Source organism: Amycolatopsis sp. WAC 01375 (assembly GCF_003947325.1).
Taxonomy (GTDB): Bacteria; Actinomycetota; Actinomycetes; order Mycobacteriales; family Pseudonocardiaceae; genus Amycolatopsis.
Genome location: NZ_QHHW01000037.1, coordinates 21,087 through 45,745, shown reverse-complemented (window position 1 = coordinate 45,745; position 24,659 = coordinate 21,087). Strand labels below are relative to the sequence as shown.

The 24,659-nt window shown below is 68.8% G+C and carries 20 protein-coding genes and 1 riboswitch; of the genes, 8 read left to right on the top strand and 12 right to left on the bottom strand.

Translation table 11 applies throughout. The features are described 5' to 3' along the window. Positions 1–35 precede the first annotated feature (35 nt). On the top strand, positions 36–1,289 hold the full coding sequence (locus tag DL991_RS26205) for a sodium:proton antiporter (RefSeq protein ID WP_233598988.1): 1,254 nt from the start codon (positions 36–38) through the stop codon (positions 1,287–1,289). 142 nt (positions 1,290–1,431) lie between these two features. Here the strand turns inward: DL991_RS26205 and DL991_RS26200 are convergent, their stop codons facing one another. Both DL991_RS26200 and DL991_RS26195 read right to left on the bottom strand, forming a co-directional pair. After that, positions 1,432–1,941 carry an SRPBCC family protein gene (locus DL991_RS26200; protein WP_125787008.1) on the bottom strand — a complete coding sequence of 170 codons (510 nt, stop codon included), beginning with the start codon at positions 1,939–1,941 and terminating at the stop codon, positions 1,432–1,434. Between the two features lie 92 nt (positions 1,942–2,033). Next, positions 2,034–2,669 (bottom strand): DUF4230 domain-containing protein, encoded by a 636-nt coding sequence (locus DL991_RS26195; RefSeq protein ID WP_125787190.1) that lies wholly within the window; start codon positions 2,667–2,669, stop codon positions 2,034–2,036. Positions 2,670–2,780: 111 nt separating this feature from the next. Between DL991_RS26195 and mptB the strand changes: the two genes are divergently transcribed. Further along, positions 2,781–4,220 carry a polyprenol phosphomannose-dependent alpha 1,6 mannosyltransferase MptB gene (gene mptB / locus DL991_RS26190; protein WP_125787007.1) on the top strand — a complete coding sequence of 480 codons (1,440 nt, stop codon included), beginning with the start codon at positions 2,781–2,783 and terminating at the stop codon, positions 4,218–4,220. On the opposite strand, the gene DL991_RS26185 is transcribed toward mptB, so the two are convergent. Beyond that, positions 4,124–4,669, bottom strand: coding sequence for an SRPBCC family protein (locus DL991_RS26185; protein WP_199754053.1), 546 nt, complete (start codon positions 4,667–4,669; stop codon positions 4,124–4,126). The two genes, mptB and DL991_RS26185, sit on opposite strands and share 97 nt — an antisense overlap. A gap of 59 nt (positions 4,670–4,728) precedes the next feature. Here DL991_RS26185 and DL991_RS26180 point away from each other — a divergent pair, with 59 nt between their 5' ends. Further along, a complete protein-coding gene (locus DL991_RS26180; protein WP_125787006.1) occupies positions 4,729–5,310 on the top strand; it encodes a TetR/AcrR family transcriptional regulator in 582 nt (193 codons plus the stop codon). A gap of 2 nt (positions 5,311–5,312) precedes the next feature. Here DL991_RS26180 and DL991_RS26175 read toward each other — a convergent pair whose 3' ends face one another. Further along, complete coding sequence (locus tag DL991_RS26175; RefSeq protein WP_125787005.1) at positions 5,313–6,215, bottom strand: LysR family transcriptional regulator; 903 nt, start codon at positions 6,213–6,215, stop codon at positions 5,313–5,315. Positions 6,216–6,298: 83 nt separating this feature from the next. Between DL991_RS26175 and DL991_RS26170 the strand changes: the two genes are divergently transcribed. Then, positions 6,299–7,510: an MFS transporter gene (locus DL991_RS26170; RefSeq protein WP_125787004.1), complete on the top strand. Its 1,212-nt coding sequence runs from the start codon at positions 6,299–6,301 to the stop codon at positions 7,508–7,510. A 65-nt stretch (positions 7,511–7,575) separates the two neighbouring features. After that, a riboswitch (guanidine-III (ykkC-III) riboswitch) is annotated at positions 7,576–7,644 on the top strand. A gap of 11 nt (positions 7,645–7,655) precedes the next feature. Beyond that, positions 7,656–7,970, top strand: a complete 315-nt coding sequence (locus tag DL991_RS26165) for a multidrug efflux SMR transporter (protein ID WP_063277207.1) — start codon at positions 7,656–7,658, stop codon at positions 7,968–7,970. 94 nt (positions 7,971–8,064) lie between these two features. Here the strand turns inward: DL991_RS26165 and DL991_RS26160 are convergent, their stop codons facing one another. Together DL991_RS26160 and DL991_RS26155 are read right to left on the bottom strand one after the other, a co-directional pair. Beyond that, complete coding sequence (locus tag DL991_RS26160) at positions 8,065–9,390, bottom strand: alpha-lytic protease prodomain-containing protein (protein WP_125787003.1); 1,326 nt, start codon at positions 9,388–9,390, stop codon at positions 8,065–8,067. Between the two features lie 135 nt (positions 9,391–9,525). After that, positions 9,526–10,509, bottom strand: coding sequence for a LysR family transcriptional regulator (locus DL991_RS26155; protein WP_125787002.1), 984 nt, complete (start codon positions 10,507–10,509; stop codon positions 9,526–9,528). Positions 10,510–10,669: 160 nt separating this feature from the next. Between DL991_RS26155 and DL991_RS26150 the strand changes: the two genes are divergently transcribed. Further along, positions 10,670–11,458 (top strand): hypothetical protein, encoded by a 789-nt coding sequence (locus DL991_RS26150; RefSeq protein ID WP_125787001.1) that lies wholly within the window; start codon positions 10,670–10,672, stop codon positions 11,456–11,458. Positions 11,459–11,797: 339 nt separating this feature from the next. Here the strand turns inward: DL991_RS26150 and DL991_RS26145 are convergent, their stop codons facing one another. From DL991_RS26145 to DL991_RS26130, 4 genes are all read right to left on the bottom strand, one after another. Continuing rightward, entirely contained in the window at positions 11,798–12,985 is a 1,188-nt protein-coding gene (locus tag DL991_RS26145) for a sodium:proton antiporter (RefSeq protein WP_125787000.1), read from the bottom strand. A gap of 92 nt (positions 12,986–13,077) precedes the next feature. Then, positions 13,078–15,354 carry a protein translocase subunit SecD gene (gene secD / locus DL991_RS26140; RefSeq protein ID WP_125786999.1) on the bottom strand — a complete coding sequence of 759 codons (2,277 nt, stop codon included), beginning with the start codon at positions 15,352–15,354 and terminating at the stop codon, positions 13,078–13,080. 57 nt (positions 15,355–15,411) lie between these two features. Continuing rightward, positions 15,412–15,804: a hypothetical protein gene (locus DL991_RS26135; protein WP_233598987.1), complete on the bottom strand. Its 393-nt coding sequence runs from the start codon at positions 15,802–15,804 to the stop codon at positions 15,412–15,414. Positions 15,805–15,833: 29 nt separating this feature from the next. Next, positions 15,834–16,409, bottom strand: coding sequence for a TetR/AcrR family transcriptional regulator (locus tag DL991_RS26130; protein ID WP_125787188.1), 576 nt, complete (start codon positions 16,407–16,409; stop codon positions 15,834–15,836). Positions 16,410–16,490: 81 nt separating this feature from the next. Here DL991_RS26130 and DL991_RS26125 point away from each other — a divergent pair, with 81 nt between their 5' ends. Then, positions 16,491–16,817: a rhodanese-like domain-containing protein gene (locus DL991_RS26125; RefSeq protein WP_125786998.1), complete on the top strand. Its 327-nt coding sequence runs from the start codon at positions 16,491–16,493 to the stop codon at positions 16,815–16,817. 3 nt (positions 16,818–16,820) lie between these two features. Here DL991_RS26125 and DL991_RS26120 read toward each other — a convergent pair whose 3' ends face one another. Next, entirely contained in the window at positions 16,821–17,483 is a 663-nt protein-coding gene (locus tag DL991_RS26120; protein WP_125786997.1) for a maleylpyruvate isomerase family mycothiol-dependent enzyme, read from the bottom strand. A 114-nt stretch (positions 17,484–17,597) separates the two neighbouring features. On the opposite strand from DL991_RS26120, the gene DL991_RS26115 reads away from it, so the two are divergent. Continuing rightward, positions 17,598–18,026, top strand: a complete 429-nt coding sequence (locus tag DL991_RS26115) for a RidA family protein (protein ID WP_125786996.1) — start codon at positions 17,598–17,600, stop codon at positions 18,024–18,026. Positions 18,027–18,067: 41 nt separating this feature from the next. Here the strand turns inward: DL991_RS26115 and DL991_RS26110 are convergent, their stop codons facing one another. Further along, the gene (locus DL991_RS26110) at positions 18,068–24,454 is read right to left on the bottom strand and encodes an Ig-like domain-containing protein (RefSeq protein WP_125786995.1); all 6,387 of its coding nucleotides are present in this window, start codon (positions 24,452–24,454) and stop codon (positions 18,068–18,070) included. Between the last annotated feature and the right edge of the window lie 205 nt (positions 24,455–24,659).

Sequence of the window (24,659 nt, the reverse complement as noted above, 5' to 3'; positions counted from 1 at the left end):
GGTTGCCGGAGGACCAAGCCGGGTACTCCGCGCGAATGGAGATACTCCTCGCCGGGGCGGGCGTTCTGGCGCTGTGCGCCGCGGTGCTGCCGAACCTGTTGCACGAACGCCCGCTGTCGATGCCGCTGGTCCTGCTGGTGGGCGGACTGCTTTTCGGGCTGCTCCCCTTCGGGTACCCCTATGGCCAGGGAGTGCTGGACCCACGGTCGCATGTGGGCGCCGTCGAGGTGATCACCGAACTCGGCGTGCTCGTGTCGCTGGTCGGCGCGGGACTGAAATCCGACCGGTTGATCGGCTGGCGGTCCTGGAATTCGACGTGGCGGCTGCTGGCGATCACGCTGCCGCTGTCGGTCTGCGCGGTCGCCTTGCTCGGCTGGTGGGCGCTCGCCCTGTCCCCCGCCGCCGCGCTGCTGCTGGGGGCCGTGCTGTCACCGACCGATCCCGTGCTGGCGAGCGATGTCCAGGTGCCCGCGCCGCATACCGAGGACGGCCGGGGCTCGGACAACGAGATCAGGTTCACGCTGACCTCGGAGGCCGGGCTCAACGACGGACTGGCGATGCCGTTCGTGTTGCTGGCCCTCGTACTGGCCGGAACGGCGAGCACGTCACCCGTGCCGTGGGTGCTGACCGAGGTCCTCGTCCCGCTCGCGGTCGCCGTACTGGTCGGGCTTGTCTGCGGCCGGCTGATGTCCTGGCTGATGTTCCGGGTGCGGCACGAGCGGCTGCGCCTCGGTGAATACTCCGACGGGCTGGTAGTGCTGGCCATCGCGTTTCTTCCGTTCGCGCTGTGCGAATGGTTGGGCGGTATCGGCTTCGTCGCGGTGTTCACCACTGCCGCGACCATCCGCGCCAGCGAACGGTCGCACGAGTACCACGGGGTGCTGCACGAATTCGGCGATCAGCTGGAACGACTCTTCGTCGCGCTGGCCTTGCTCGGACTCGGCGTGGCGCTGGGCGACGGACTCCTTTCCGGGGTGAAACTCGTCGAAGTCCTGGTTGCCGTCGCGGCGGTGATGATCGTGCGCCCGCTGTTCGGCGCGCTGGCCTTGCTCGGTGGCTCCACCACACGTCCGGCGGCGACGGCGATCGCGTTCTTCGGCATCCGCGGGATCGGCAGCCTCTACTACCTGTCCTACGCGCTGGGGCACGGCGATTTCCCGATGGCCGACTCGCTCTGGCGGGTCACGGCGCTCACGATCGCGGTGTCGGTCCTCGTGCACGGTCTGCTGTCCGGCCCGGTGATGCGCAAACTGGAGGGCCAGGGAATGCAGAGCTTCGAGAGCGGGTAAGGGAAACGCCATTTCCTCGACGCTCACTCGACCGGTGTTGCCCCGATCCCGAAGTCCGTGAAGGCCTCCTTGAGGGACTCTGGGTCCCTCAAGGAGGCCTTCACGGACAACTACACCCAGGGCCTAGCAAGCGAAAGCTTCGCTAGTGGCGCCACTCCCGGCCCTCGAGCCGGGCCTTCACCCGCTGCAACGTGGTGGCGATGTTGGCCCGGTTGGTCCCGGCTCGATCCGGTTCCCCGGTGATGAGGATGGCGATCGGGACGAACCACGGCGGCACCCGCAACCAGTTCGTCACGGTGACGCGGCTGCCTTCGCCGACGGGGACGATGTCGTACTCCCAGCGGGAAATCGGCACGAAGAACGGCGTGCGCACCCGATAGGCGAACCGGCGCCCCGGCTCGGCCTCGGTGATCTCGGCGTGGGTCACCCAGCGCCGGAGTCCATTGCGGTTGCTGCCGGTGAACCAGTTCCCGACCCGCGCCTCGGTCGCGCCGTGGATCCAGCGCGCCTTGTGCAGTTCCTCGGCGCATTCGGCCATCGCGACCGGGTCGCTGACGAGCCGGTACACCTTCTCGGGGGCGACGTCGATCGTGACCTCGCCGGTCGCGATCGGTTCGCTGTAGGTCAGGCTGTCCTTCGGCTTCGTCTCCATCGCGCCTCCCGGTCGATTTCGTCAGCCCACCAGTACGAGGGCTCCCGGTCAAGACCGGCGCGGCCAGCTCAGCACGGACGCGGAACCCGAGGTCAGGTGGCCGGTTCCTCCGGGAAGCTGACTTGGAACCCCAGCCCTCTCAGCAGCTGCGTGAGCATCGCCTTCGTGTTGGCCTTGGCGCGTTCGAGCAGGCCGGAGTGTTGCGCGGCCTCACCGATGCGTTTCTCCGCGGCGAGGTGGAACGGCCGCTGGTCCTGCACGGAAACCAGTCCGCCGAGCCGGTCGATCAGGCCGCGCTCCTGGCCGAAGACGTAGCTGCGTTCGTGGTCCAGATTGGGTTTCGCCAGTTTCGGCTCGGGCAGCCGCACCGCGACCGATCGCCGATCTTCGGACACGGTCAGCGAATTCTCCACCAGTGGCCCGAAATCGACGTACGCGTCGACAGAGCCCGCCGCGACGAACAGGGTGCGCTCCCCGGCGATGCTCGCGGGCACCCATTTGACGTCCTTCTCGATGTCGACGACGACCTGGTAGTCGCCGACCGCCGCGTGATACTGGCTCAGGTCACGGACGGCCTGGAGCACCGCGGGCTGCGAGCGGTCCACAGTGGACGTTCCGAACGGGTCGAGCTTCGGCAGCACCCCGGCGATCTGCAGTGCCGCGGCGACGATCAGGAGCCCGACCAGGCCGAACACTCCGAGACGCGTCCAGCGCTTCTTCACGCCCACCACCGCCTCTCCAGCGCGTGGGGTACCCGCCGGACGCGGCCCCGAAGCGTCGTGGCCGGTTTCCCGTACGTTCGGCGGAACCGGATTCCGCACTTGGAGTAGCTTGGCCGCATGCAGAACGTCTTGCCCGCGCCGGAGAAGACCGGGCTGAACATCTCGGCGTTGCACTGGGCGGGTTTCCTCGGAATCGCCGTGCTGGTGCTGGTCACGTCCGGGATCGGCCTGCCCTCGGTGCTGGTGGTGGCGCTGGGCGTCTCCGGGATGGCCACCCTGGTGCTCTCCTGGCTCGGCATCGGACGGCTGGCCGCCGGGTTGCCGGAGCGGCGGCTGTACTGGATCGCAGTCTCCTGGTGCGCGCCGCTGCTGGTCGCGCGCCCGCTGTTCAGCGGCGACATCAACAGCTACCTGGCGCAGGGCCTGATCGCGGCCAAGGGGTTCGACACCTATCTCGTGGGACCGGCCGAGGCGCTCGGCGCCGATTCGCCGGTGACGCTCGCGGTCAGTCACTACTGGCGGGACACGCCCGCGCCGTACGGTCCGGCGTTCGTCGCGCTGGCCCGCGCGATCGCCCACGTCGCCGGAGAGGCCTTCGTGCCGACAGTGCTGCTGCACCGGCTGCTGGGGCTGATCGGGATCGTGCTGCTGGCCTGGGCGCTCCCCCGGCTCGCCCGGCGCGTCGGGGTTTCGCCGTCGATCGCGCTGTGGCTGGCCCTGCTCAACCCGCTGGTCCTATGGCATGTCGTGGCGGGCGTGCACAACGACGGGCTCATGGTCGGGCTGATGGTCGCCGGGCTGGAACTCGTCCTCATGGGCGCGGCGAAGACCGGCGCGGCGCGGCCGGCGCTGATCGCCGCCGGCGTGATCGCGGTGAGTGCCGCCGCGAACATCAAGATCGTGGCCGTCGCGGGCCTGCTGTTCGTCGGCATCGACCTGTTCCGCCGGGCGACGCCCGCCGGCCGGGCGGCGGTGGCGCTCGGGCTGCCCGCCGGATTCGCCGCCGTCACGGTGGCGATCTCACTCGGCAGCGGGCTCGGTTTCGGCTGGGTCCGCGTGCTTTCCGGGGTTTCCGGCCAGGTCCACAGCTGGATGGCGCCCACCAACGAACTCGGCTTCCTCGTCGGCGGGGTGGGCAAGATCTTCGGCGCGGACCTGACCGGCGGCGCGATCAAGGTGTTCTCGCTCGTCGGCGCGATCCTCGGTCTCGCCGTCGGCGCCAGGCTCCTATGGCTCACGTACCGGGAAAAGCTGCACCCGCTCTACGGCGCGGGTCTGACCTTCGCCGCGATGCTGGTGCTCGGCCCGGTCGTGCAGCCGTGGTATCTCCTGTGGACGGTCGCGCTGCTGGCCGTCAGCCTCACGACCGACCGCGGACGCTGGATCCTCGCCGTCGTCAGCGCGGTGTTCGGTGTGCTGCTCCCGCCCGCGAACGGTGGCGCCGTGTCGCTGGCACTGGGTTACTTGATCGCCGTCGTGCTCATCGGCGGCACTTTGTTCGTACTCAAGCGAAAGGGCCTCTTGCCGGAGATCAGGTTCCGCAAGAGCCGAACGTAGAGGCTCCATCGCGCGGGCGCCTTGACCGTGCCGGTGAGTTCACGCTCGGCACGGTCGAGGCAGTCTTCCAGCAGCGCGTCGTGCATCGGCCGCCACAGAAGCGGATAGGTGAACCATGCCGGATGCCGAAGCCGCAGCACCATGAGGTGTACGAGTTCGGTCTCGCCCTTTTCCGTCGCCCGCAAGGTGAATTCGTGGAACCCGTCGAAGCCGCGGGGCGCGGTGAACCTGAACCGCACGGACCTCCCGGGTTCGTAGGACTCCACGTGGTACCGCACCGGTCCGTGCCCGCCGTCGGCTCCCACCCCGAGTGGCCGGTCGAACCGCAACGGCGGCCACGCGTCGACGGGCCAGAGCTGGTCGCCGTCCGCGGAAAGAGTGTCGATCAGCGCGCCGACGCGCTCCTGCGCCACGTCGACGATCCGGTGATGCCTGTTCCACACGCGCATCGTACCTCCCAGTTCTAGAGACCTTCCCCTAAAACCATAGTAGAGGATAGTCTCTGAAAATGGGACGGCCACCGCGGCACACCGCCGACGACTTCCTCGACGCCGCCGTGCGGATCTTCGCCGCCGAAGGGATCGCCGGGGTGACCATGTCGGCCGTCGCCCGCGAGGTCGGCGCGCCGAGTGGGTCGATCTACCATCGTTTTCCCGGACGTCCGGCGCTGCTCGCCGCCGTCTGGCTTCGCACGGTGACCCGCTTCCAGCAGGGCTATCTCGAAGCCCTCGAACAGGAACCGGTCACCGAAGCGGCCGTCGAAGCCGCGGCACAGGTCGTCCGCTGGTGCCGTGCCCATCCCGCCGAGGGGAAGCTGCTCTACGGGGGTCAGAGCGCGCTCGGCGTCGACGACTGGAGCGCCGAGGACCGCACCCGCGTCGGAGATGCCAACCACCGCCTCGAAACGGCGATCACCAAGGTCGTGCGACGGCTGCGCCCGCTGACCGGCCGGAGCACGGACGAACTGATGCTGGCGCTCGTGGACCTCCCGTACGCCGCGGTGCGGAGACATCTCGACCGAGGCGAGGCGCCGCCACCACGCACCGTCGACCTGGTGGCCAAAACGACCCGCACCCTGCTGACCGGCTGAACTCAGGTCCTGGTGGGGATCACGAGGGAGAACTCCCCTTCGTCGATCAGTTCGAACAGCAGCCGGGCCGCCCGGCCGGGCGGCCGCTCTCCTCTCGTGGCGATGGTCAGCGGCCAGGCGAGACCGGGTTCGTCGAGCGGGATCGTCCGGACACCGGAGAGCAGCTTGAGATCCGGGACGACGGCGACGCCGAGCCCCGCCGCCACGTAGGCGGGCACGGCGCGCAGATCGGCGACCTCGACGATGACTCGCCGCGGCGCCCCGAGCGCCTCGAACGCGCGGTCCAGCGCGACCCGGTTGCCAAAGCCCCGCGGATTGTCCACGAAGGACTCGCCCGCGAGATCCGCCAAGGTCAGCGACCGACGGTCGGCCAGCCGGTGACCGTCCGGAAGCACGGCGACGAACGGCGCCGAGCCGAGCAGTTTGGTGTCGAGCCCGGCGAGATCGGATTCGGGCAGGCCGAGCAGCGCGACGTCGAGCCTGCCCTGGCGCAGATCCTCGGCCAGTCCGGTCGACCCGGTGATCGACACCGAAACGTGCAGGTCGACCAGCGGGTAGCGCCGGTGGAACGCGCCGAGCAGATCGGGCAGATCGAGGTCTCCGACGCTGGTCAGCGTGCCGATGCGGAGGCTGCCGCGCAGGCCGGCGGAGGCGTCGGCGACCACCTCACGTGCCCTGTCGACAGCCTCCAGCGCGGCCTTGGCCTCGGGCAGGAACACCTTGCCCGCCGGGGAAAGCGCGACCCGCCGCGTCGAGCGGTCGAACAGCTTGACGCCGAGATCACCTTCGAGCGCTTGGATCGTCGCCGACACGGTCGACTGCACCGCGTACAGCCGCCGAGCGGCGCGGGTGAAGCTGAGTTCCTCGGCGACGGCGACGAAACATTCGAGCTGACGGGTCTCCACAGTAGCCGATTATCGCAGTTCTCGATAACTGTGACCAGCATTGTTCGTTGGACTTGGTTGATCCGCCGATTCACAGTGGAGACATGTCGAACACCGTCACCCTCCCCCGTCCCGCGCTCCGGCGGATCAGTCACGGTCGCGGTTTCTGGGTCATCGCGGCCGCCTACGCCGCGTCGCTGGCCTTCTCCACCGTCCCCACTCCGCTCTACGTGCTCTACCAGCAGCGTGACGGCTTCCCGACCTACGTCGTGACCATCGTGTTCGCGGCGTACGCGGTCGGCGTGATGGGCAGCCTCTACCTCGCCGGCCACGTCAGCGACTGGCTGGGACGGCGGCGAGTCATCCTCGCCGCGACCCTGACGCAAGCCCTTTCCGCGACGCTTTTCCTGGCGTGGCCGGACGTTCCCGGGCTGATCCTGGCCAGGCTCGTCGGCGGCGCCGGGATCGGCGCGCTGACCGCGACCGCCACCGCGCACCTGTCCGAACTGCGCGCGGTCGCCCGTCCGCGCGAGGACCACGGGCGCGCCGGGCTGATCGCGACCGTGGTCAACATGGGCGGGCTGTCGCTCGGCCCCTTGGTCGGCGGCGTGTTCGCGAGCCATTCGGCCGAACCGCTCACCACGCCGTTCGTGTTCTTCCTGGTACTGCTGCTCGCCTCGGCCATCGCCGTCGCGCTCGTACCGGAGACGGTGGAACGTGCCGAGGAACGGCCCGCGTACCGGCCACAGCGCGTCTCGTTGCCTTCGGGAGCGCGGCCAGCCTTCTTCGGCGCGGCCATCGGCGCCTTCGCGGCCTTCGCGATCACGGGGCTGTTCATGGCGTTGACCCCGACGTTGCTGGCGCAGGGCATGCACGAGAACTCGCGGATGCTGGCCGGTCTCGCGTCGTTCTCCGTGTTCGTCGCGGCGGCCGGGGCACAGGTCGTGTTCGCCGGCTTGGCCAGGCGCGCCCAGCTGCGGCTCGGCCTCGGGCTGATGGTGACCGGACTCGTGGCACTGCCGATCGCGGTGACCACGTCGCAGTTGTGGCTCTTCCTCGCGGGCGGGGTCGTGGCGGGCGCCGGCGTCGGTCTGGGCTTCCGCGCCGCGGTGGCCACGGTCGCCGCCCTCGCCGAACCGCCGGTGCGCGGCGAAGTCCTCGCGGCCCTGTTCCTGGCCGCCTACGCCGGACTGGTCCTGCCCATCCTCCTCGTCGGCATCTCGCTGATCTGGCTGCCGAGTGCGTGGGCGCTGATCGGATTCTCGGTGCTGGAACTGGGTTTGCTCGCGTGGTCGGCACCCAAGGTGCTGACCTGACCGTCCACAGTGGTGACCCTCGTCAAACCCGCGGGCGCCCATGAGGAGGGTGTGCCATCCTGGTCGTGGAACCTCGTGATCGAGGTCCCCGGACGAGTGGGTGCCGTACCCGGCCAGCGACAAGACGGCGCTCTGGGAGCGCGTCATGTCGTGGCTTGTCCTGATCGTTTCGGGTGTACTGGAAGCCGTGTGGGCCACCGCACTCGGCAAATCCGAAGGGTTGTCCCGGCCGGTACCGTCGGTGATCTTCGGCGTCACGCTGGTGGCGAGCATGGTGGGGCTCGCTTACGCGATGAAGGATCTCCCCGTCGGCACCGCCTACGCGGTCTGGGTCGGGATCGGGGCTTCGCTCACCGTCGCGTACGGCATGTGGTCCGGCGCGGAAACCGTTTCGGTGGCCCGAATTCTGCTGATCGTGGGAATCGTGGCCTGCGTGGTCGGCCTGAAAGTCCTGCACTGACCCGGCAAAAGAGGGACCGCCCCCGACGCACGGACGACGTCGGGGGCGGTCGGGTCCGGGCGCACCCCTGCGTGTGGCCCGGACGGCTAGGCGGTCAGGCGCGCGCCCAAAGCGCTGGGACGTTCGGCGGCTCCCAACCTGCCTGTGCGGTGTGGCCTTGGAGGGCCCGGTACGACGCACCGCCGTAAGTCACCGTCGCGCCGACGGCGTAGGTGGTGCCCGCCGCCCAGGTTCCGCCGGGCGGGTTGTTCGACGTCGTGGTGGTCGGCGTCGTGCTGGACGGCGGGTTCGATCCCGAGGTGACCAGGCGCAGGTTGTAGACGCTCAGGATCTCCGAGATCGGCTGGAAGTAGAACGTGCCCCCCGAGCTGCAGTTGCCGGAACCGCCGGAGGTGACACCTTGCGCCTGGTCGCCCGCGAGCCACGAACCGCCGGAGTCGCCGGGTTCGGCGCAGGCGTTGGTCCGGGTGAGGCCGGAAACGGTGCCCTGCGGGTAGTTCACCGAGGCGTTCTTCTGCTGGATGGTGCCGCAGTGCCAGCCCGTCGTGGAACCGGAACGGCAGACCGACGCGCCGATCGCGGCCTCCTGCGAGCCCGCCACCGGCACGGTGCCCGGGTAGCGGTTCACCAGCGGACGCGGGGTGTTGCCCGCGTCCACGCGGACCCATCCGTAGTCGTTGCCGGGGAAGCTGGAGCCCGCGACGCTCCCGCTCGGGTTCGAGGTCCGCGTGCCGGTGGTGCCGCAGTGCCCGGCGGTCACGAAACCGCCCTCGACCGAGAAACCGATCGAGCAGCGACCCGAACCGAAGGTGTAGGCGTTGCCGCCGATGACGTCGATCAGCGGAACGGGGCTTTCGGTGCTGGTCTCGACCCGCACCGCGTCGGCACGCACGCCGGACGCGGTCGCCCACGACTTCGCGGCGGCTTCGGTGCCCGTGGTGGCCAGGACGACGATCGAGTTGCTGACGGCGTCGACGTACCAGCCGGGCACGGTCTTCGGCGCGCTGGTTCCCTTGGCGTCCAACGACAGTTTCGCCGCGTCGAGCTGAGCGGCACTCCGCGCGACGGTCTTCGGGGTCGCGCCTGCGGCACGCACGGTGCCCTCCAGCGCCGCGTCGGTGACCGCGACGGTCAGCGTGGTCCCGGTCGCGTCCAGCCACGATCCGGCGTAGGACGAGCCGAGCCGGGTCTTGAGGTCACTGTCGGCGCGGGCCGTCTTCTGCTCGACGGCGAGACGGGTCCTCGCCTGGTCCGGGCTGATCTTCAGGTCGCGCGACAGGGCGGCGACGATCTCCGACTGGACCTGGTCGGCCGCGGGGGCGGTCTGGCCGGCGCTGGCGCTCGGTGTCAGCGCGACGGCCGTGACCAGGCCCGCACCGGTAAGGGCCGCCGCGGCGGCCGCTACGATCTTTCGGTTCATTTCAGGCGTTTCCTCACCGACGTTCCGGAAGAAGATCTCGTCCCAGACCGTACGAGGCACCTGCCGCAAAAGGTACATACCATTTAGGTCATATCCACGTCAGTGGACTGGACCTTTCAACGACTTCCGCGCAGGTCAGCGCACCCCTGCGTCCGTGTAGTCGACGCCATAACCCGGGTTCAACTCCAGGTACTTCGAGTAGGTCGGCCGCCGGTCGATCAGCTCGCCGTACACCGCGCGGGACAGGGCGATCATCTCCGCGGCGAAGGGGCCCATCTCCCCTCGATCCGACCAGCCGACGAGATTCCGCCAGCTCAGCGGGTTCCCCGCGATCGGGACCGCGACGATCCCCGGGATCTCGTGGAACAGCGGCTGACACAACACCACCGCGTGTCCCGATTCGACCATCTCGATACAGGTCAGCACATCGGTTTCGTACAGGGAACGCGGCGTGAACCCCGATCGCGCGCACGCGGAAGCGAAACAGTCGCCGAAGCATCCGTCGCCCGGCGTCGCACACCACCGTTCGTCCGCGAGTTCGCCGAGTTCCACCTCGCTCTGCTGCGCGCGCTCGTCCCGCGCCGACATCAGCACGAACACCGGATGATGCGCGAGCGTCCGCCAGCGGAGACCGGGCTCGGGTGGCGGCGCGGCGTCACCGCAGACGCCGACGAAGGCGAAGTCCAGCGCGCCCTCGGCCGTCATGTCCGCGAGTTTGTTGGACGACCACGACGTATGCGTGGCGACGTGGATGTCGGGATGAGTGGTGCCGAGGCGCTGCAGGAGTGCCCCCAGCATCGGCCCCGTCGCCGAGCCGAGCCGCAGGGTCACCGGCTCACCGGTCCCGGCGTGCTGGGCGAGGCGCGCCGCCTCGTCGTGCAGGGACGACACGGCCGGGAGCACCATCTTGGCCCGCTCGAGGACAAGGAGACCGAGCGCGGTCGGCCTGGTGCCCGTGTGATCGCGCAGGAAGAGCTTCCCGCCGAGGGTCCGTTCGATGCGCTTCAGTTGTGCTGTCAGTGCAGGCTGCGCCATTCCGAGCGTGTTCGCCGCCTTGGTGATACTCCCGAGTTCGGCGATCGCGCACATGATGCGCAGGTGGCGCAGTTCCAGCTCCATCCCTCTACGTTAGTAGACATAACTGGACTGGACCAGACAAACAAGTGGGCCAAATGGCTTCGTATCGGGTGGTTCGCGGGATGCCATCGATGTCAGCAATCCCGGACATGGCGGGCGACCGGCCGATATCGTCACCACGGAACGACGACAAGGGGGTTCAGTGGCGGACGAGCATGGACGGTTCCGGCGATCGCTGGCGCGCGTGATCACCGACGACAATCTGGATCTGTACGTACTGGGCACCGTCGCACTGGTGTTCACCGTTCTCGGCGCGACCGGGATCTCGGACGTCAAAACGCTTTCGTCCGTGGTGACGGCGTTGCTCGCCCTGCTCGCCTTCTCCCAGATCCGCTCGCGGCGGCTGACCGAACAGGTCCGCGACGCCAACCGCGGCGGCCCGGCGGCGTTCTTCGAACCGGAGTTCCCCGCGGATCTCATCTCCCGGCGTGCGACGGCCTTCGACATCCTGCTCATCGGCCATTCGATGACCAGGACCGTGCAGGGCATGCGCAGCGACATCCGGTCGATCCTCGAAGCGGGCGGACGGATCCGGGTCCTGGTGCTCGATCCGTCCGACGAAGAACTCGTCGCCATCGCCGACCGCCGGATCTCCCAGAGCCTCGGGCAGGGGCGGCTGCGGCAGCGGATCCTCGCGACCCTGGACGAACTGACGTCCTTGAAGAGCAGGACGAGCGGCAGGCTGGAGATCCGGGTTTCGTCGCGGATCTCCTCCGCGGGATTCAACTGTCTCGACGTCTCCAGCAAACGGGGACTGATCTGCGTCCAGCACTACGAATACCGGCCGTCCGGTGAAGCCTCGCCGGTGTTCACAGTGGAACCGAAGGACGCGCCATGGTACCGGCATTTCGCCGACGAGGCGGAACGGCTGTGGGAGGACGGCGCGCCCTGGCCGCCGGCGGTGGACGTCGTCGAGTCAGCGGGTGACTGAGCACGATCGGCCGGCATTCCTCGCCGTTCCATCGGCTTCCGCGGCCGGAGGATCACCTGCAAGTCATCGAGGGTGAAGTCGAACGTGTCGTGGCGCGGGGCCGGTGTCGCTCCTGCGTACGCTCGGCGGCCGGTCATGAAGTACAAGGCGTGACTCGCGTGATTGGGGACGTAACTCGGGGGTGCGGCGTCACGTCACCCAGCCCGCCGTCTCGCCCCGAGACACCGCACGTTTGCCTTACCCCTCAATAGGTGGCCGTGCCGGCGGCTCGTTCGGTGCGCCCAATGTGGCATTGGGGACACCCAGCGTCCCCAATGCCACATTGGGCGCACCTCGCCGTCAAGACCTCTTCGACTTGCGGTTCAGGAACGCCGACGCCCCCACACCGTGCGCCGCGACGCTCGCCAGCACCGTCACCGCCATGACGCTCAACGCGATGTCCGCCGCGTCCCCGTCGAGCGAGTTGAAGGCCAGCAGCCCGAACACGATCGAGGCCGCGCCGCGCGGGGCCAGCAGGCCGATGGTCATCCGGTCCCGCCAGCGGAAATCCGTCCGCAGCAAGGTGATCAGCACCGGGACCAGCCGGGCGACGGTCAGCGCGACGACGCTGACGATCACCACGCCCCAGGTGAGGCCGAAGGACAGCACCAGCACCGCGGTACTGCCGAAGACGAACCACATCAGCAGCCCGCACAGCGAACTGACGTCCTCGGCCAGCCCGAGTTCGTCTTCGCTCGGGTGCCGGGCGGTCTTGTAGGCGATCCCGCAGATGAACGCGGCGACGAAGCCGTTGCCGCCGATCGCGACGGCGGCGGTGTAGGTCAGCAGCGGCAACGCGACGGCGGCGACCCGCGCGGAATGCCGCGTCGACCAGCCGTGCCTGCCGGTCACGTTCATCGCCACCGCGGCCACCGCGCCGATGACGGAGCCCGCCAGCACGGCCAGCAGCGCCGCGGGGATCGCTGTCTGCAGTGCCTCGCCCGGCGTGTTCGCCTGGTGGTGGCTCCCCGCGAGGGTGAGCGCGAAGATGAACACCGGGGCGACGACGCCGTCGTTGTAGCCGCTTTCGACGTTCAGCAGATGTCGCACGCGTTCGGGCACCCGGACGTCGTGCACCACCGAGGTCGCGGGCGCGAAATCCGTGGGCGCGATGATGCAGGCGATCAGCAGCACCACCGTCCAGCCGACGCCCGGCAGCACCAGCAGGCCGACGCCCATGACGATCAGGATCGTCAGCGGCAGCGCGATCAGCAGCAGCCGCACCGCGGTCTTGGCGTCATGACCGAGATAGCCGCCCTTGACCGCGGTGGCGTCCACGAACAACAGCAGCGCGAGGATCAGTTCCGCCGCGTTGAGGGCGATCTCGGTGTTGAGTCCGTTGCCGAGGTCGTTGCGGGTGCTGAACCCGATCGCCAGCCCCGCCGCGACCATCGCCATCGGCGCGGTGATCTGCCACCGCTCCAGCCGGGCCGCGGTCATCGTCCAGGCCAGCACGACGACCGCGCCGACGAGCACGCTCTGGATCATCTACCCGCCCCTCGTTCCCGGTGGAACTCCCCTGCCACCGGGAACGAGCATAGAGGCCGGGCGCGGCGCGGCGGTCCACAAAGGAACGTCGATCACACCACCGCGCCGTTGTCTTCGCGCGACCGTGTCCGCGACGCCTTCCTGACCGGACGTCCTGCCCCGGGCCACCGCTTGTCGAGCAGGATCGCGACGGGACCGGCGGTGGCCACTGTGGACACTGTGCCCGCGACGAGACCGAGCAGGAGCGCGAGGGCGAAGTCGGCCAGGGATCCGTCCCCGAGGAACAGCAGCGCCCCGAGGACGAACAGCACTCCGATCCCGGTGTTGATCGTCCGCGGCAACGTCTGGAGCACCGCCGTGCCGACGACGCGGGCGAACGGTTCCTTGCGGTGTTGCCCGCGCACTTCCCGGACCCGGTCGAAGACCACCACCGAGTCGTTGACCGAATAACCGATCACCGTCAGCAGCGCGGCGAGGAAGACGCCGTCCATGGATTTGCCCAGCCAGGCGAAGATCCCGAGGATGATCAGGACGTCCTGGGCGAGCGCCGCCACCGTGGCGACGCCGAGCCGCCAGTCGAACCGCACCGCCAGGTAGATCAGCTGCGCCAGCACCGCGAGGCAGAGCGCGATCACCGCCTTGGTGCGCAGTTCGGCGCCGAGGCTCGGGCCGATCTGCTCGTCGCGGATCTCGATGGCGTCACCCGCGACCGACGCGACGGCGGTCCTGATCCGTTCGGTGGCGTCCTCGTCGATCGGTTCGGTGCGGACGGAGATGTCCTTCTCCCCGGACGTCTGCACGACGGCGCGGGGGAATCCGGCGTCGGAGACCGCGTCGCGAACCCGCTCGACGTCGGCGGGCGCCGAGGTGCTGTATTCGACGACCCGGCCGCCGGTGAATTCCACGCCGAGATTCGGCCCCGCCACGAACAGTCCCGCGATCGCGGCGATGACGACCGCACCGGCCACCATCAGCCAGCGTTTCGGTTTCCCGAGGAACCCCGGATCACGGCGGTTCACCCACCGCCGGACGCGGCCTTCGTGGGTGAGCCCGGACAACCGCGGTTTCCGCGCGACCACGCCCCGCATCGTCAGGTGCAGCAGCAAACGCGTGAGCACGAGCGAGATGAACAACGCGACGACGACGCCGATGGACAACGTCACCCCGAACCCGCGCACCGGGCCGGACGCCAGCCAGAACAGCAGGCCCGCGGCGAGCAGCGTCGTCACGTTCGAATCGACGATCGCCGACAACGCCCCGCTGAACCCGCGGCTGACCGACCGCGGCAGTGAACCGCCCCGTTTGACCGTATGTTCCTCTCTCGCCCTTTCGAACACGAGCACGGTGGCGTCGACGGCCATGCCGATCGCCAGGACGAAGCCGGCGAGTCCCGGCAAGGTGAGCGTCGCGCCGACGGCGAGCAGCGCGGCGTAGGACACGGCGGCGTACGCCACCAGCGTGCCAACGGCGATCAGCCCGGCCAGGCGATACACCGCGAGGAGGAACAGCGCGGTCAGCGCCAGGCCGATCACGGCGGCACGCGCGCTGGCGTCGATGGCCTCGGCGCCGAGCGTGGGTCCGACGGTGCGCTGCTCGATGATCTCGACCGGCGTCGGCAGCGCGCCGGCGTTGATCAGCAGTGCCAGGTCCTTCGCTTCGGCCGGGGAGAACTGGCCGGTGATCTGCGTGCTCCCGCCGACGATCCCGACCCCGCAGGCGACCTGCGGGCTGACCTGCGGCGACGAGATCACCTTGTCGTCGAGCGCGATCGCCACCCGGCGGGCCGGGTCACCGGGCGGCGAACAAGCGGCCTGCCCGGTCAGCCGTTCCCAGGCGCGGCCGGCATCCCCTTTGAAGTCAACGGAAACGAGCCAGCCGCCGCCCTGCGAATCGATCGACGAGAGTGCCTCGTCGACACCTTCGCCGGTCAGCGCGGCGGGCCCCAGCGTGAGCGGCCGGCCGCTCTCGTCGGGCAGGACCCGGGAGTCACCGGAGGCAGTGCCGGTGCCGAGCACGGGGTGGAAGGACAGTTGCGCGGTGCGGCCGATCACCTCGACGGCTTCGCGCGGATCCCGGACGCCGGGCAGTTCGACGATGATCCGGTTGTCCCCGGAGCGGGCCAGCATGGGCTCGGCGACGCCCAGCGCGTCGACCCGGCGGCGCAGCACCTCGAGCGTCCGGTCGGTGGTCTCGGCGTTGGCGGTGACGGTGGGCGAATCCTTGGTCTCCAGCACGATCTGCGTCCCACCACGCAGATCGAGGCCCAGACGCGGGGCGGTGGTCAGCAACAGGTACACGGTCGCGGCGAGGACGACCAGCGAGACGACGGCTCGCCCGGTCATGCCACGCCGCGCGGTTTCGCGCGGCACGAAGGTTTCTCCTCGATGATTTCCCGGTTCGGGCACGCGGAAGACGCGCCCGTGAGCTCAGACGGCTACCGGGAAAGGAGGAGCGCGATCCCCCGGCGCGAGGCGGTTCGCCGTGCGCGAGGGAGGAATGACGTCGTCTTGGAGTCCGCCGAGGCGGAGCAGCGTCGTCGACGCGGGCCCGTGCGGGACGGTCCCGAAGAGCGGCAGATCACCGTGACCGTGCACACCCAGGAGCGAAGGTTCGGCGGCGAGCCTGCCCGAGGCACGCACCGGCGCAACGGCCTTGGAGACCGAGGAGTCGACCGTCGCGTTCGGCCCGCGCGACTCGTCCGCCGAAGCGGAGTCGGCCGCATGGAGCGCGAGGAACAGGCCGAGCGCGGTCAGCACGGCGGCGAGCAGCGCCGGCACGGCCTGCCTTGCCGTCCGGTACCTCCGGCTCTCCACCATCATCGACACACTCCCGGGTCCTCGCCGACACCCTACTGGGCTCCGGCCCGCCGCCACAGGCGCGTGATCCCGGCGCGGACGCGGTCCTCCCCCAGTTCCGGCAGCAGCGCGGTCAGATGCTCGGCCGCCAGCGTGGCCAGCAAGGCGTGCGCGGCGTGCTCGGGATCGGGCGTCCCGTCGAGCAGGAGCGCGACGTGCCGGTGCCAGAACCGGTAGGCACCGATGCGGTAGCGCGCGCCCGGCGCCGCGGTCTCCGACATCCGTACCAGCGGCAGGTGTTCGAGCACATAGTCGACATACGCCTCGGCGAAGGCCACGAGCCGTTCGACCGGCGGAGCTCCGGGGCCCAGCGGCGGCGGGCCGTGCAGGATTCCTTCCTGGAGCAGGCGTTCCCGCGCGTCCAGCAACGCGACGGCCAGCCCCGCCTTGTCGCCGAAGCGGCGAAAGAGCGTCCCCTTCCCCACGCCCGCGGCCGCGGCCACCTGGTCCATCGACACGGCGTCGACGCCGTGCTCGGCGAACAGCGACGCGGCCGCGTCCAGGATGGCGGCCCGGTTGCGGGCGGCGTCGGCGCGTTCCTTGGACGGCGGCGTGCGCAGGAGTTCCAACGGTGTTGCAAAAGCGGACTGCGGTCCGTTATGGTCGTGAGGCACATACGGACTATAGTCCGATTAACTGGAGGTAGCGATATGACCGCACTCATCACCCGTGACGAACTGAAAGCCGCGATCGACGCGAAGGCCGTGACGGTGGTCGACGCACTGGGTGGCGAGTACTACGCCAAGCAACACCTGCCCGGCGCGATCCCCCTGGTCCTCGCCGACGTCGACACTCGCGCCGCGACCGTGCTGCCCGATCGCGGCGCCGCCATCGTCACCTACTGCTCGAACCCCGCCTGCCCCAACAGCGGACAGGTCGCCGACCGGCTCACCGCCCTCGGCTACACCGACGTCCGCAAATACCGGGAAGGCATCGAGGACTGGGCCGACGCCGGCCTGCCCCTCGAACAGGACTGAGCCTCAGTCCTGGGGCGGGATACGCCGCCGCAGGATCGGGACCCCGTCGCCGTGGAGTTCGGCGAGGTAGGCCGCCCGTCCGGTCATGGCCATGATCAGCGCCAGGGTCGGACCCGAGACGAGCGGCCCGGACCCGACGGCGAAGGGGCCATCGGTGGCTCGCAACCGCAGCCCGCCGATGCGCCCCTTCGCCATCACCACCAGGTCCGCGCCCTGGTAGTACCCGGCCAGCGCGGTGAGAACGGTGATCGGATAGTCGCGGCGGATGCCGAGGGGGCGGCGGATGTCCTCGGCGTGCACGATCGCCTCACCGAGCATCGCCAACTTCGGCAGAGGCGGTTTCGTCGTGCTGTCGACGACCCGGCGGAACCGCTCCAGCGTCTCGGCGCCGTCCTCCCCCAGGTGTTCGGCCAGCCGCATGGCGACCTGCTTGTCGAAGTCCCACCGGCAGCGGATCACGCCGGCCAGCCACCGCAACGGCGTGAGACTCGCCCCCGAGGTGAGATGCGCGAGCACCTCGCGCACCGTCAGCCCGGCGCAGAGCGACGGCGTCGCCCACCGCTCCTCGCCGAGTTCCGCGAGGTCGTTCGCCAGTGCCGCCCGCTCGGCGTGGATCAGCGGCCAGACCGCGGTCGCGGCGCGCGTCTTCGATCCTGAATTCGTCATCGGGAGTCCTTCCGATCATCGTCGTCCGAAGGTGAGACTCCCGCCGCGGACCGGAATCATCGGTCCCCGATACTCGGGAGGCGAATTCCGCCGAGCACCAGGAAATGGGGACCGATGATCCAGCGCTGGAATCCGGAGACCGTGGCGGCGCCGATCGGCCCGTACAGCCATCTGGTTCGCGTTCCCGCCGATCACGAACTCGTCGTCGTATCCGGCCAGATCGGCGTTCTGCCCGACGGCGAACTCGCCGGACCCGACGCGGAGTCGCAGACCCGCGCGATTCTCGCCAACCTCGAACGACTGCTCGAAGCCGCGGGCGCCGGACCGGAACATCTGGTCAAGGTGTTCAGCATGCTTTCCGGCACCGAACACCTCGGCGGATTCCGCACGGCGCTGCGCGAGACCTTCACCCGCTGGTACCCGGAAGCGGACTGGCCGGCCCAGTCGCTGATCGTGGTGGCGGCACTGGCGCGCCCGGACCTCGTCGTCGAGGTCGAAGCACTGATCGCGGTCAGGCTGGTCGTGAGTGGCGATTCGGGTTAGAACCCGAATCGCCACTCACGACCACCGGCACCGCGGCTCGATCAGGACTCCCGGCGCCTCCGCCCGGCGAGCAGCAGCAGCGCGCCGATGGCCAGCATGCCCAGCGCCAGCACCGTCATCGTCTTCACCGGCGAGCCGGTCACGGCCAGACCGGGCGGACGCGGCGTGGTCGGTGGCTGCGGGTTCGGCGGCTGCGGGTTCGGCTTGTCCGGCGGCTGCGGTGTCGGCGGGACCCGGGTGTCGGTGCCGCAGTCGGGGTTCGCCGAACCCGGCGGGCAGTTGCCGCCGGGAGTGTCGGACGTGACGACGTTGCGGAGGCGGTGGTCACCGGTCGCCGGCTTCCGCACGGTGACGGCATAGGTGACGGTGGCCTTCTCCCCCGGCTTGAGCGCGCCCTTCCAGGTCAGCTTGGGCGCGGAATAGGCGACCGCTCCCGTACTGGCCTTGGCGGTGCCGTCGAAGGTGGCGTCGTCCAGCACCTGGGTCAGATCGTCGGTGAAGGTCGCGTCGTCCACTGTGGCCTGTCCGGTGTTCTCCACCGTGACGGTGAACGTGACGACCTCGCCCGGTTTCGCCTCCGTCTTGTCGACCGTCTTCTTGATCTTCAGGCTGGACAGTGGTGTCGTCGTGCCGCACTTCGGGTCCTTGCTGCCCGGCGGGCAGTTCCCGCCGGGGGTTTCGGACGTGATCACGTTGGTCAGCTTGCCGTCGCCGTCGGTCTTGGTGACCTTGACGCTGTAGGTGACCGTCGCCGTCTGCCCGATCTCCAGGTCGCCGGTCCAGGTCAGCTTCGGTTCTTCGTAGGTCACCGAACCGATCGTCGCCGCACCGTCCTTCTGGAACACCGCGTCGTCGAGGACCTCGGAGAGGTCGTCGGTGAACGTGGCGCCGGTCAGCTTCGTCTTGCCGGTGTTGCGCACGGTCACCGTGTACTTGACCACGTCGCCCGGGTTGGCCGTGGCCTTGTCCGCCTTCTTCTCCAGCGAGATACCGGGCACCGGGGTGACGGTCGAGCACGCGGGATCGTCGGACTGCGGCGGGCAGGTGCCCGGGGTGTTGGTGCTGACGGTGTTCCGCAGTTCGTGATCACCCGTCACCGGGTTCTTCACCTTCACCGAATACTTCAGCGTGGTCGACGCCCCCACCGGGAGATCGCCGGTCCACACCAGGTTCGGCGCGGTGAAGGCGAACGTCCCGGCGACCGGCGCCGACGCGGCATCGTCGGCGTAGTCGGCGTCGTCCAGCACCTCGGACAGGTCGTCCGTGACCCGTGCGGCATCTTCGCCGACCAGGTCGACCTTGCCGGTGTTGCTGACGGTCACGGTGTAGGTGACGACGTCGCCCGGGTTCGCGGTCTGCTTGTCCGACGTCTTCTTGACCGTCAGTTCGCGGGACGGCACGTCCGCGACGCAGTTCGGGTCGGTCGAATCCGGCGGGCAGTTGTTGCCCGGCGTCTCCGAAGTGACCACATTGGACAGTTTCTTGTCACCGGGGTTCGGGTTCTTGATCTTGACCGTGTAGGTGACGGTCGAGGTCTGTCCGATGCCCAGCGAACCGGTCCACGTCAGTTTCGGTGCCGCGTACGTGACACCGCCGATGGTCGCCGCGCCGTCGTTCTGGTAGTCGGCGTCGTCGAGCACCTCGGTCATGTCGTCGGTGAACGTGGCACCGTCCTGCGCGGTCTGCCCGGTGTTGGTGACGGTGATCGTGTACTTCACCGTGTCGCCGGGGTCGACCGACTTCTTGTCGGCGGTCTTCTTGATGAGCAGTCCGGAAATCGGGGTCGTCGTGCCGCAGTCCGGATCGGTCGAACCCGGCGGGCAGTTGCCGCCCGGCGTGTCCGAGGTGACGGCGTTGACGAGCTTCTTGTCGCCGTCGCCCGGCTTCTTCACCTGGACCGTGTAGGTGACCGTGGCGGTCTCCCCGATGCCGAGGTCGCCGGTCCACGTCAGTTTCGGTGCCGCGTAGGTGACACCGCCGATGGTCGCCGCGCCGTCGTTCCGGTAGACGGCGTCGTCGAGCACCTGGGTCAGGTCATCGGTGAAGGTCGCGCCGGTCAGCTTGGTCTGGCCGGTGTTCTTGACCGTGACCGTGTACTTCACGACGTCGCCGGGGTTCGCGGTCTGCTTGTCGACCGTCTTCTTGATTTCCAGGCCCGAAACCGGGGTGTCGGTGCCACAGTCCGGATCCGTGGATCCCGGCGGGCAGTTGCCACCCGGCGTCTCCGACGACACCACGTTCTTGAGCCGGTTGTCGCCGGTGTTCGGGCTCTTGACCTTGACGGTGTAGGTGACCGTGGCCGTGTCACCGACGCCGAGGTCACCGGTCCAGGTCAGCTTCGGCGCGGCGTAAGCCACACCACCGATCGTCGCGGCGCCGTCGTTCTGGTAGTCCGCGTCGTCCAGCACCTGAGTCAGGTCATCGGTGAAGGTGGCGCCACTCAGCTTGGTCTGCCCCGTGTTGGTGACGGTCACCGTGTACTTCACGACGTCACCCGGGTTCGCGGTCTGCTTGTCGACCGACTTCTCGATCTTCAACCCCGACACCGGCGTCGTGGTGCCGCACTTCGGGTCCGTCGAACCCGGCGGGCAGTTGCCACCCGGCGTCTCGGAGGTGACCGTGTTGATGAGCTTCTTGTCGCCGGGGGCGGGGTTCTTCACCTTGACCGTGTACGTGACCGTCGCGGTGGCGCCGATCTCCAGATCACCGGTCCACGTCAGCTTCGGTGCCGCGTAGGTGACTCCACCGATGGTCGCCGCACCATCATTCTGATAGTCCGCGTCATCGAGAACCTGCGTGAGATCGTCGGTGAAGGTCGCGCCCGTCAGCTTGGTCTGGCCGGTGTTCTTGACCGTGACCGTGTACTTCACCACGTCACCGGGGTTCGCCGACTGCTTGTCGACCGACTTCTCGATCAGCAGACCCGACACCGGCGTCGTCGTCCCACACTTCGGATCCGTCGAACCCGGCGGGCAATTGCCACCCGGCGTCTCCGACGAAACCACGTTCTTGAGCAGATTATCGCCCGTGGTGGGGTTCTTGACCTTCACCGTGTACGTGACCGTAGCCGTGGCACCGATCTCCAGATCACCCGTCCACGTCAGCTTCGGCGCGGCATAAGCCACACCACCGATCGTCGCCGCACCATCGTTCTGATAGTCCGCATCGTCCAGCACCTGAGTCAGGTCATCGGTGAATGTCGCCCCGGTCAGCTTGGTCTGGCCGGTGTTCTTGACCGTGACCGTGTACTTCACGACGTCACCGGGGTTCGCCGACTGCTTGTCGACCGACTTCTCGATCAGCAGACCCGACACCGGCGTCGTCGTCCCGCACTTCGGATCCGTGGAACCCGGCGGGCAGTTCCCACCCGGCGTCTCCGAAGTGACCACATTGGACAGCTTCTTGTCACCGGGGTTCGGGTTCTTGACCTTCACCGTGTACGTGACCGTAGCCGTGGCACCGATCTCCAGATCACCGGTCCACGTCAGCTTCGGCGCCGCGTAAGACACACCGCCGATGGTCGCCGCACCATCGTTCTGGTAGTCCGCGTCATCGAGAACCTGAGTGAGATCGTCGGTGAACGTCGCGCCGGAAACCTTGGTCTGACCGGTGTTCCGTACCGTCACCGTGTACTTCACGACATCACCAGGGTTCGCCGACTGCTTGTCGACGGTCTTCTCGATCAGCAACCCTGAAACCGGAGTGGTGGTCCCGCACTTCGGATCCGTGGAACCCGGCGGACAGTTCCCGCCCGGCGTCTCCGACGACACGACGTTCCTGAGCTGGTCGTCGCCGGTGTTCGGGTTCTTCACCTTGACCGTGTAGGTCACCGTGGACGTCGCGCCCACGTCGAGATCACCGGTCCAGGTCAGCTTCGGCGCCGCGTATGCCACACCACCGATCGTTGCCGCACCATCGTTCTGGTAGTCCGCGTCGTCCAGCACCTGAGTCAGGTCATCGGCGAACGTGGCACCGGTCAGCTTGGTCTGACCGGTGTTCCGCACCGTCACCGTGTACTTCACCACGTCGCCAGGGTTCGCCGACTGCTTGTCGACCGACTTCTCGATCAGCAGACCCGACACCGGCGTGGTGGTTCCGCACTTCGGATCCGTCGAACCCGGCGGACAGTTACCACCCGGCGTCTCCGACGTCACCACGTTCTTCAGCCGGTTGTCGCCCGTGTTCGGGCTCTTGACCTTGACCGTGTAGGTGAACTCCGCGCTCTTCCCCGCCGCGAGCGTTCCCGTCCAGGTCAGCTTCGGGTCCACATAGGACACCGAACCGGGCGAAGCGGTGGCGTCGTTCTGGTAGACAGCGTCGTCCAGCACGCCGGTCAGATCGTCGACGACCCTGAGGTCCGCCGCGGTCACCTTTCCGGTGTTGGCGACGGTGACCTTGTAACGCACGACGTCACCCGGGTTCGCGGATTCCTTGTCCACGGTCTTCGTCACCGTGTACGACGGCGGCGGCACCTTGGTCTTCGCGCACGCGGCGGCGGGATCGTCCGGGCAGCGGTTGTCCGGCGGGACGACCGGCGGCGGTCCGGTCGGCACCGTCGCGCGGTTCACGAGTTCCTTGCCGATGGCGGCCTCTTCGACCTTCACGCGCACCGTCAACGTGGCCATCTCCCCGACGGCGAGACCGTTCACGGCCCAATCGATCGGCCCGGAGCCGGACGTCGTGCCCTTCGAAGGAGTGGAGGACACGTACGTCGTGCCCGGCGGCAGCGTGTCGCGCACCGTCAGCGCGGGCACGGGGATCACCCCGGTGTTCCGCACCGTCACCTGGTAGGTCAGGGTGTCGCCCGGGATCGCCTCGGCGAGGTCGACCGTCTTCGTCAGCTGGTACCCGGGCGAGGCGACCGTGTTCCGCACCGTGTTCGAGGTGCGTTCCTGCGGACGTCCGGTGTCCTCGCCGCGGAAGGTCAGTTTGCCGGTGTTGTCGAGTTTGGTGCCGTCCGGCACCGAGGCGCCGACCTTGACCTTGAAGGCGACGTTCTGCGACTGCCCCGGCCTCAAGTTCCGCAGGTTGCAGGTGACCAGCTGACCGGCGGCCGAACAGTCCGGATTGGACCCGGCCACGAACGTGACGCCGGCGGGCAAGGTGTCGGTGAGCACCACGTTCGTCGCGGTGTCGAGGTCGTTGACACTACCGTCGGCGTGCCGGTTGGCGACGTCGAAGCTGTAGGTGACCTCGCCGCCCTTGGCGACGTAGCCCGGCGGGTTGTCGTCGGTGTTGCCGACCGGGTCGTTGGCCTTCGTGATCTGCAAGTCGGGTTCGAGCGCGTCGGTGACGAGCCAGATCGTCTGCGGGTACAGCGCGTCGCCGATGGTGCCGATCTTCACCTGGAGCGCGGTGGTCCCCGCGGGGACCTTGCCGGTGATGTCGATGCTGCGGGCGTCGTAGCCGACGTTGTTCACCGGATTGGGATCGCGCGACGTGACGTTCGCGCCGGAACCGGTGGCCGTGACACGGTCGATGCGGCTGCTGAAGGCGTTGTTGGTCGCCACGCCGCCGGGCGCGGGCATGGCGATCGTCTGGAGGCTGGAGGCGTTCGGACCGACCTGGAGGTAGTCGCCGCTGATGGGCGCGTCGCCGTCGCCCGCGACGATGCCGAGTTCGACGTTGGGCTGACGCGAGGTCGGGGCCTTGATGCCGCTCAGCGCGATGGTCGCCGAGCTCGGCGTGCTACCGCCGGCGACGCGCTGCAAACCGTCCCACACCTGCAGGTAACGCAGCGGCTCACTGGGCAGTTCGTAGGCGACCACCAGTGACCAGCCGCCCCAGCAGCCGAGGTTCGTCCCACTGATCGACTGGCCCTGGCAGGCCTGGATGTCGGCGACCGTGTACTGCCCGGTGCCGGCGGCGGTCACGAGGTTAGTGACGTCGGCCGCGCCTCCGTAGGCGTACAACGTCGGGACACCGCCCGTGGTGGTCGCGGGGAACCAGTCGTAGGTTTCCGCGGTGATCCGCTGGTAGGAGGCCGAGCCCGGGGTCTTCACCGAGACCTGGTTGCCCCGGCTCCCGTCACCGGAGGTCCCGCTGTTGGCGACCGGGTTGAACTGCCAGTACAGCCTGGCGTTGAGCACCTTCGCGCCGGGCGGGACGTTCAAGCTCGCCGCGGAGGCGGTGTTCCCCGGCGCGGCCGGGTCGGTCTTGATCCACGACACCGGGCTCGCGTTGCTCGCGGACTCGTTGCAGACCACGCCGACGCCGCATTGCACGACGGAGTTGGCGGCCATCGTGATACCGCCGTGCGCCAGACCCGAATACACCGGCTCCGGCCCGATCGGCCGCTCGGTACCCGCTCCGCGCGGCTGGACCTGGGCGGTTGCGGGCAGCGGGGCGCCCATCAGCAGGGCCACGACGATCACCGTGAGCAGCGTCATGCCCCGCCGCCACCGATTCCGCCCACGACGTTCCGCCATGCCGCCTCCGCCTCACCCCTCGCTCCCGTCGGCCCAGGTCAGGACGACGGCGACAGCGAGCCAAGTGATGGTCATCCTGGTTCGGCAAGATCGTCGACGGCAAGCGGGATCGACGGTGTCCCCTGGATAGAACCCGTTGAGTGGCCCCGAAACCCCCGGACGGGTGATGAATCGCGGGGTCACCGTCCACAACGGACGAAAACGA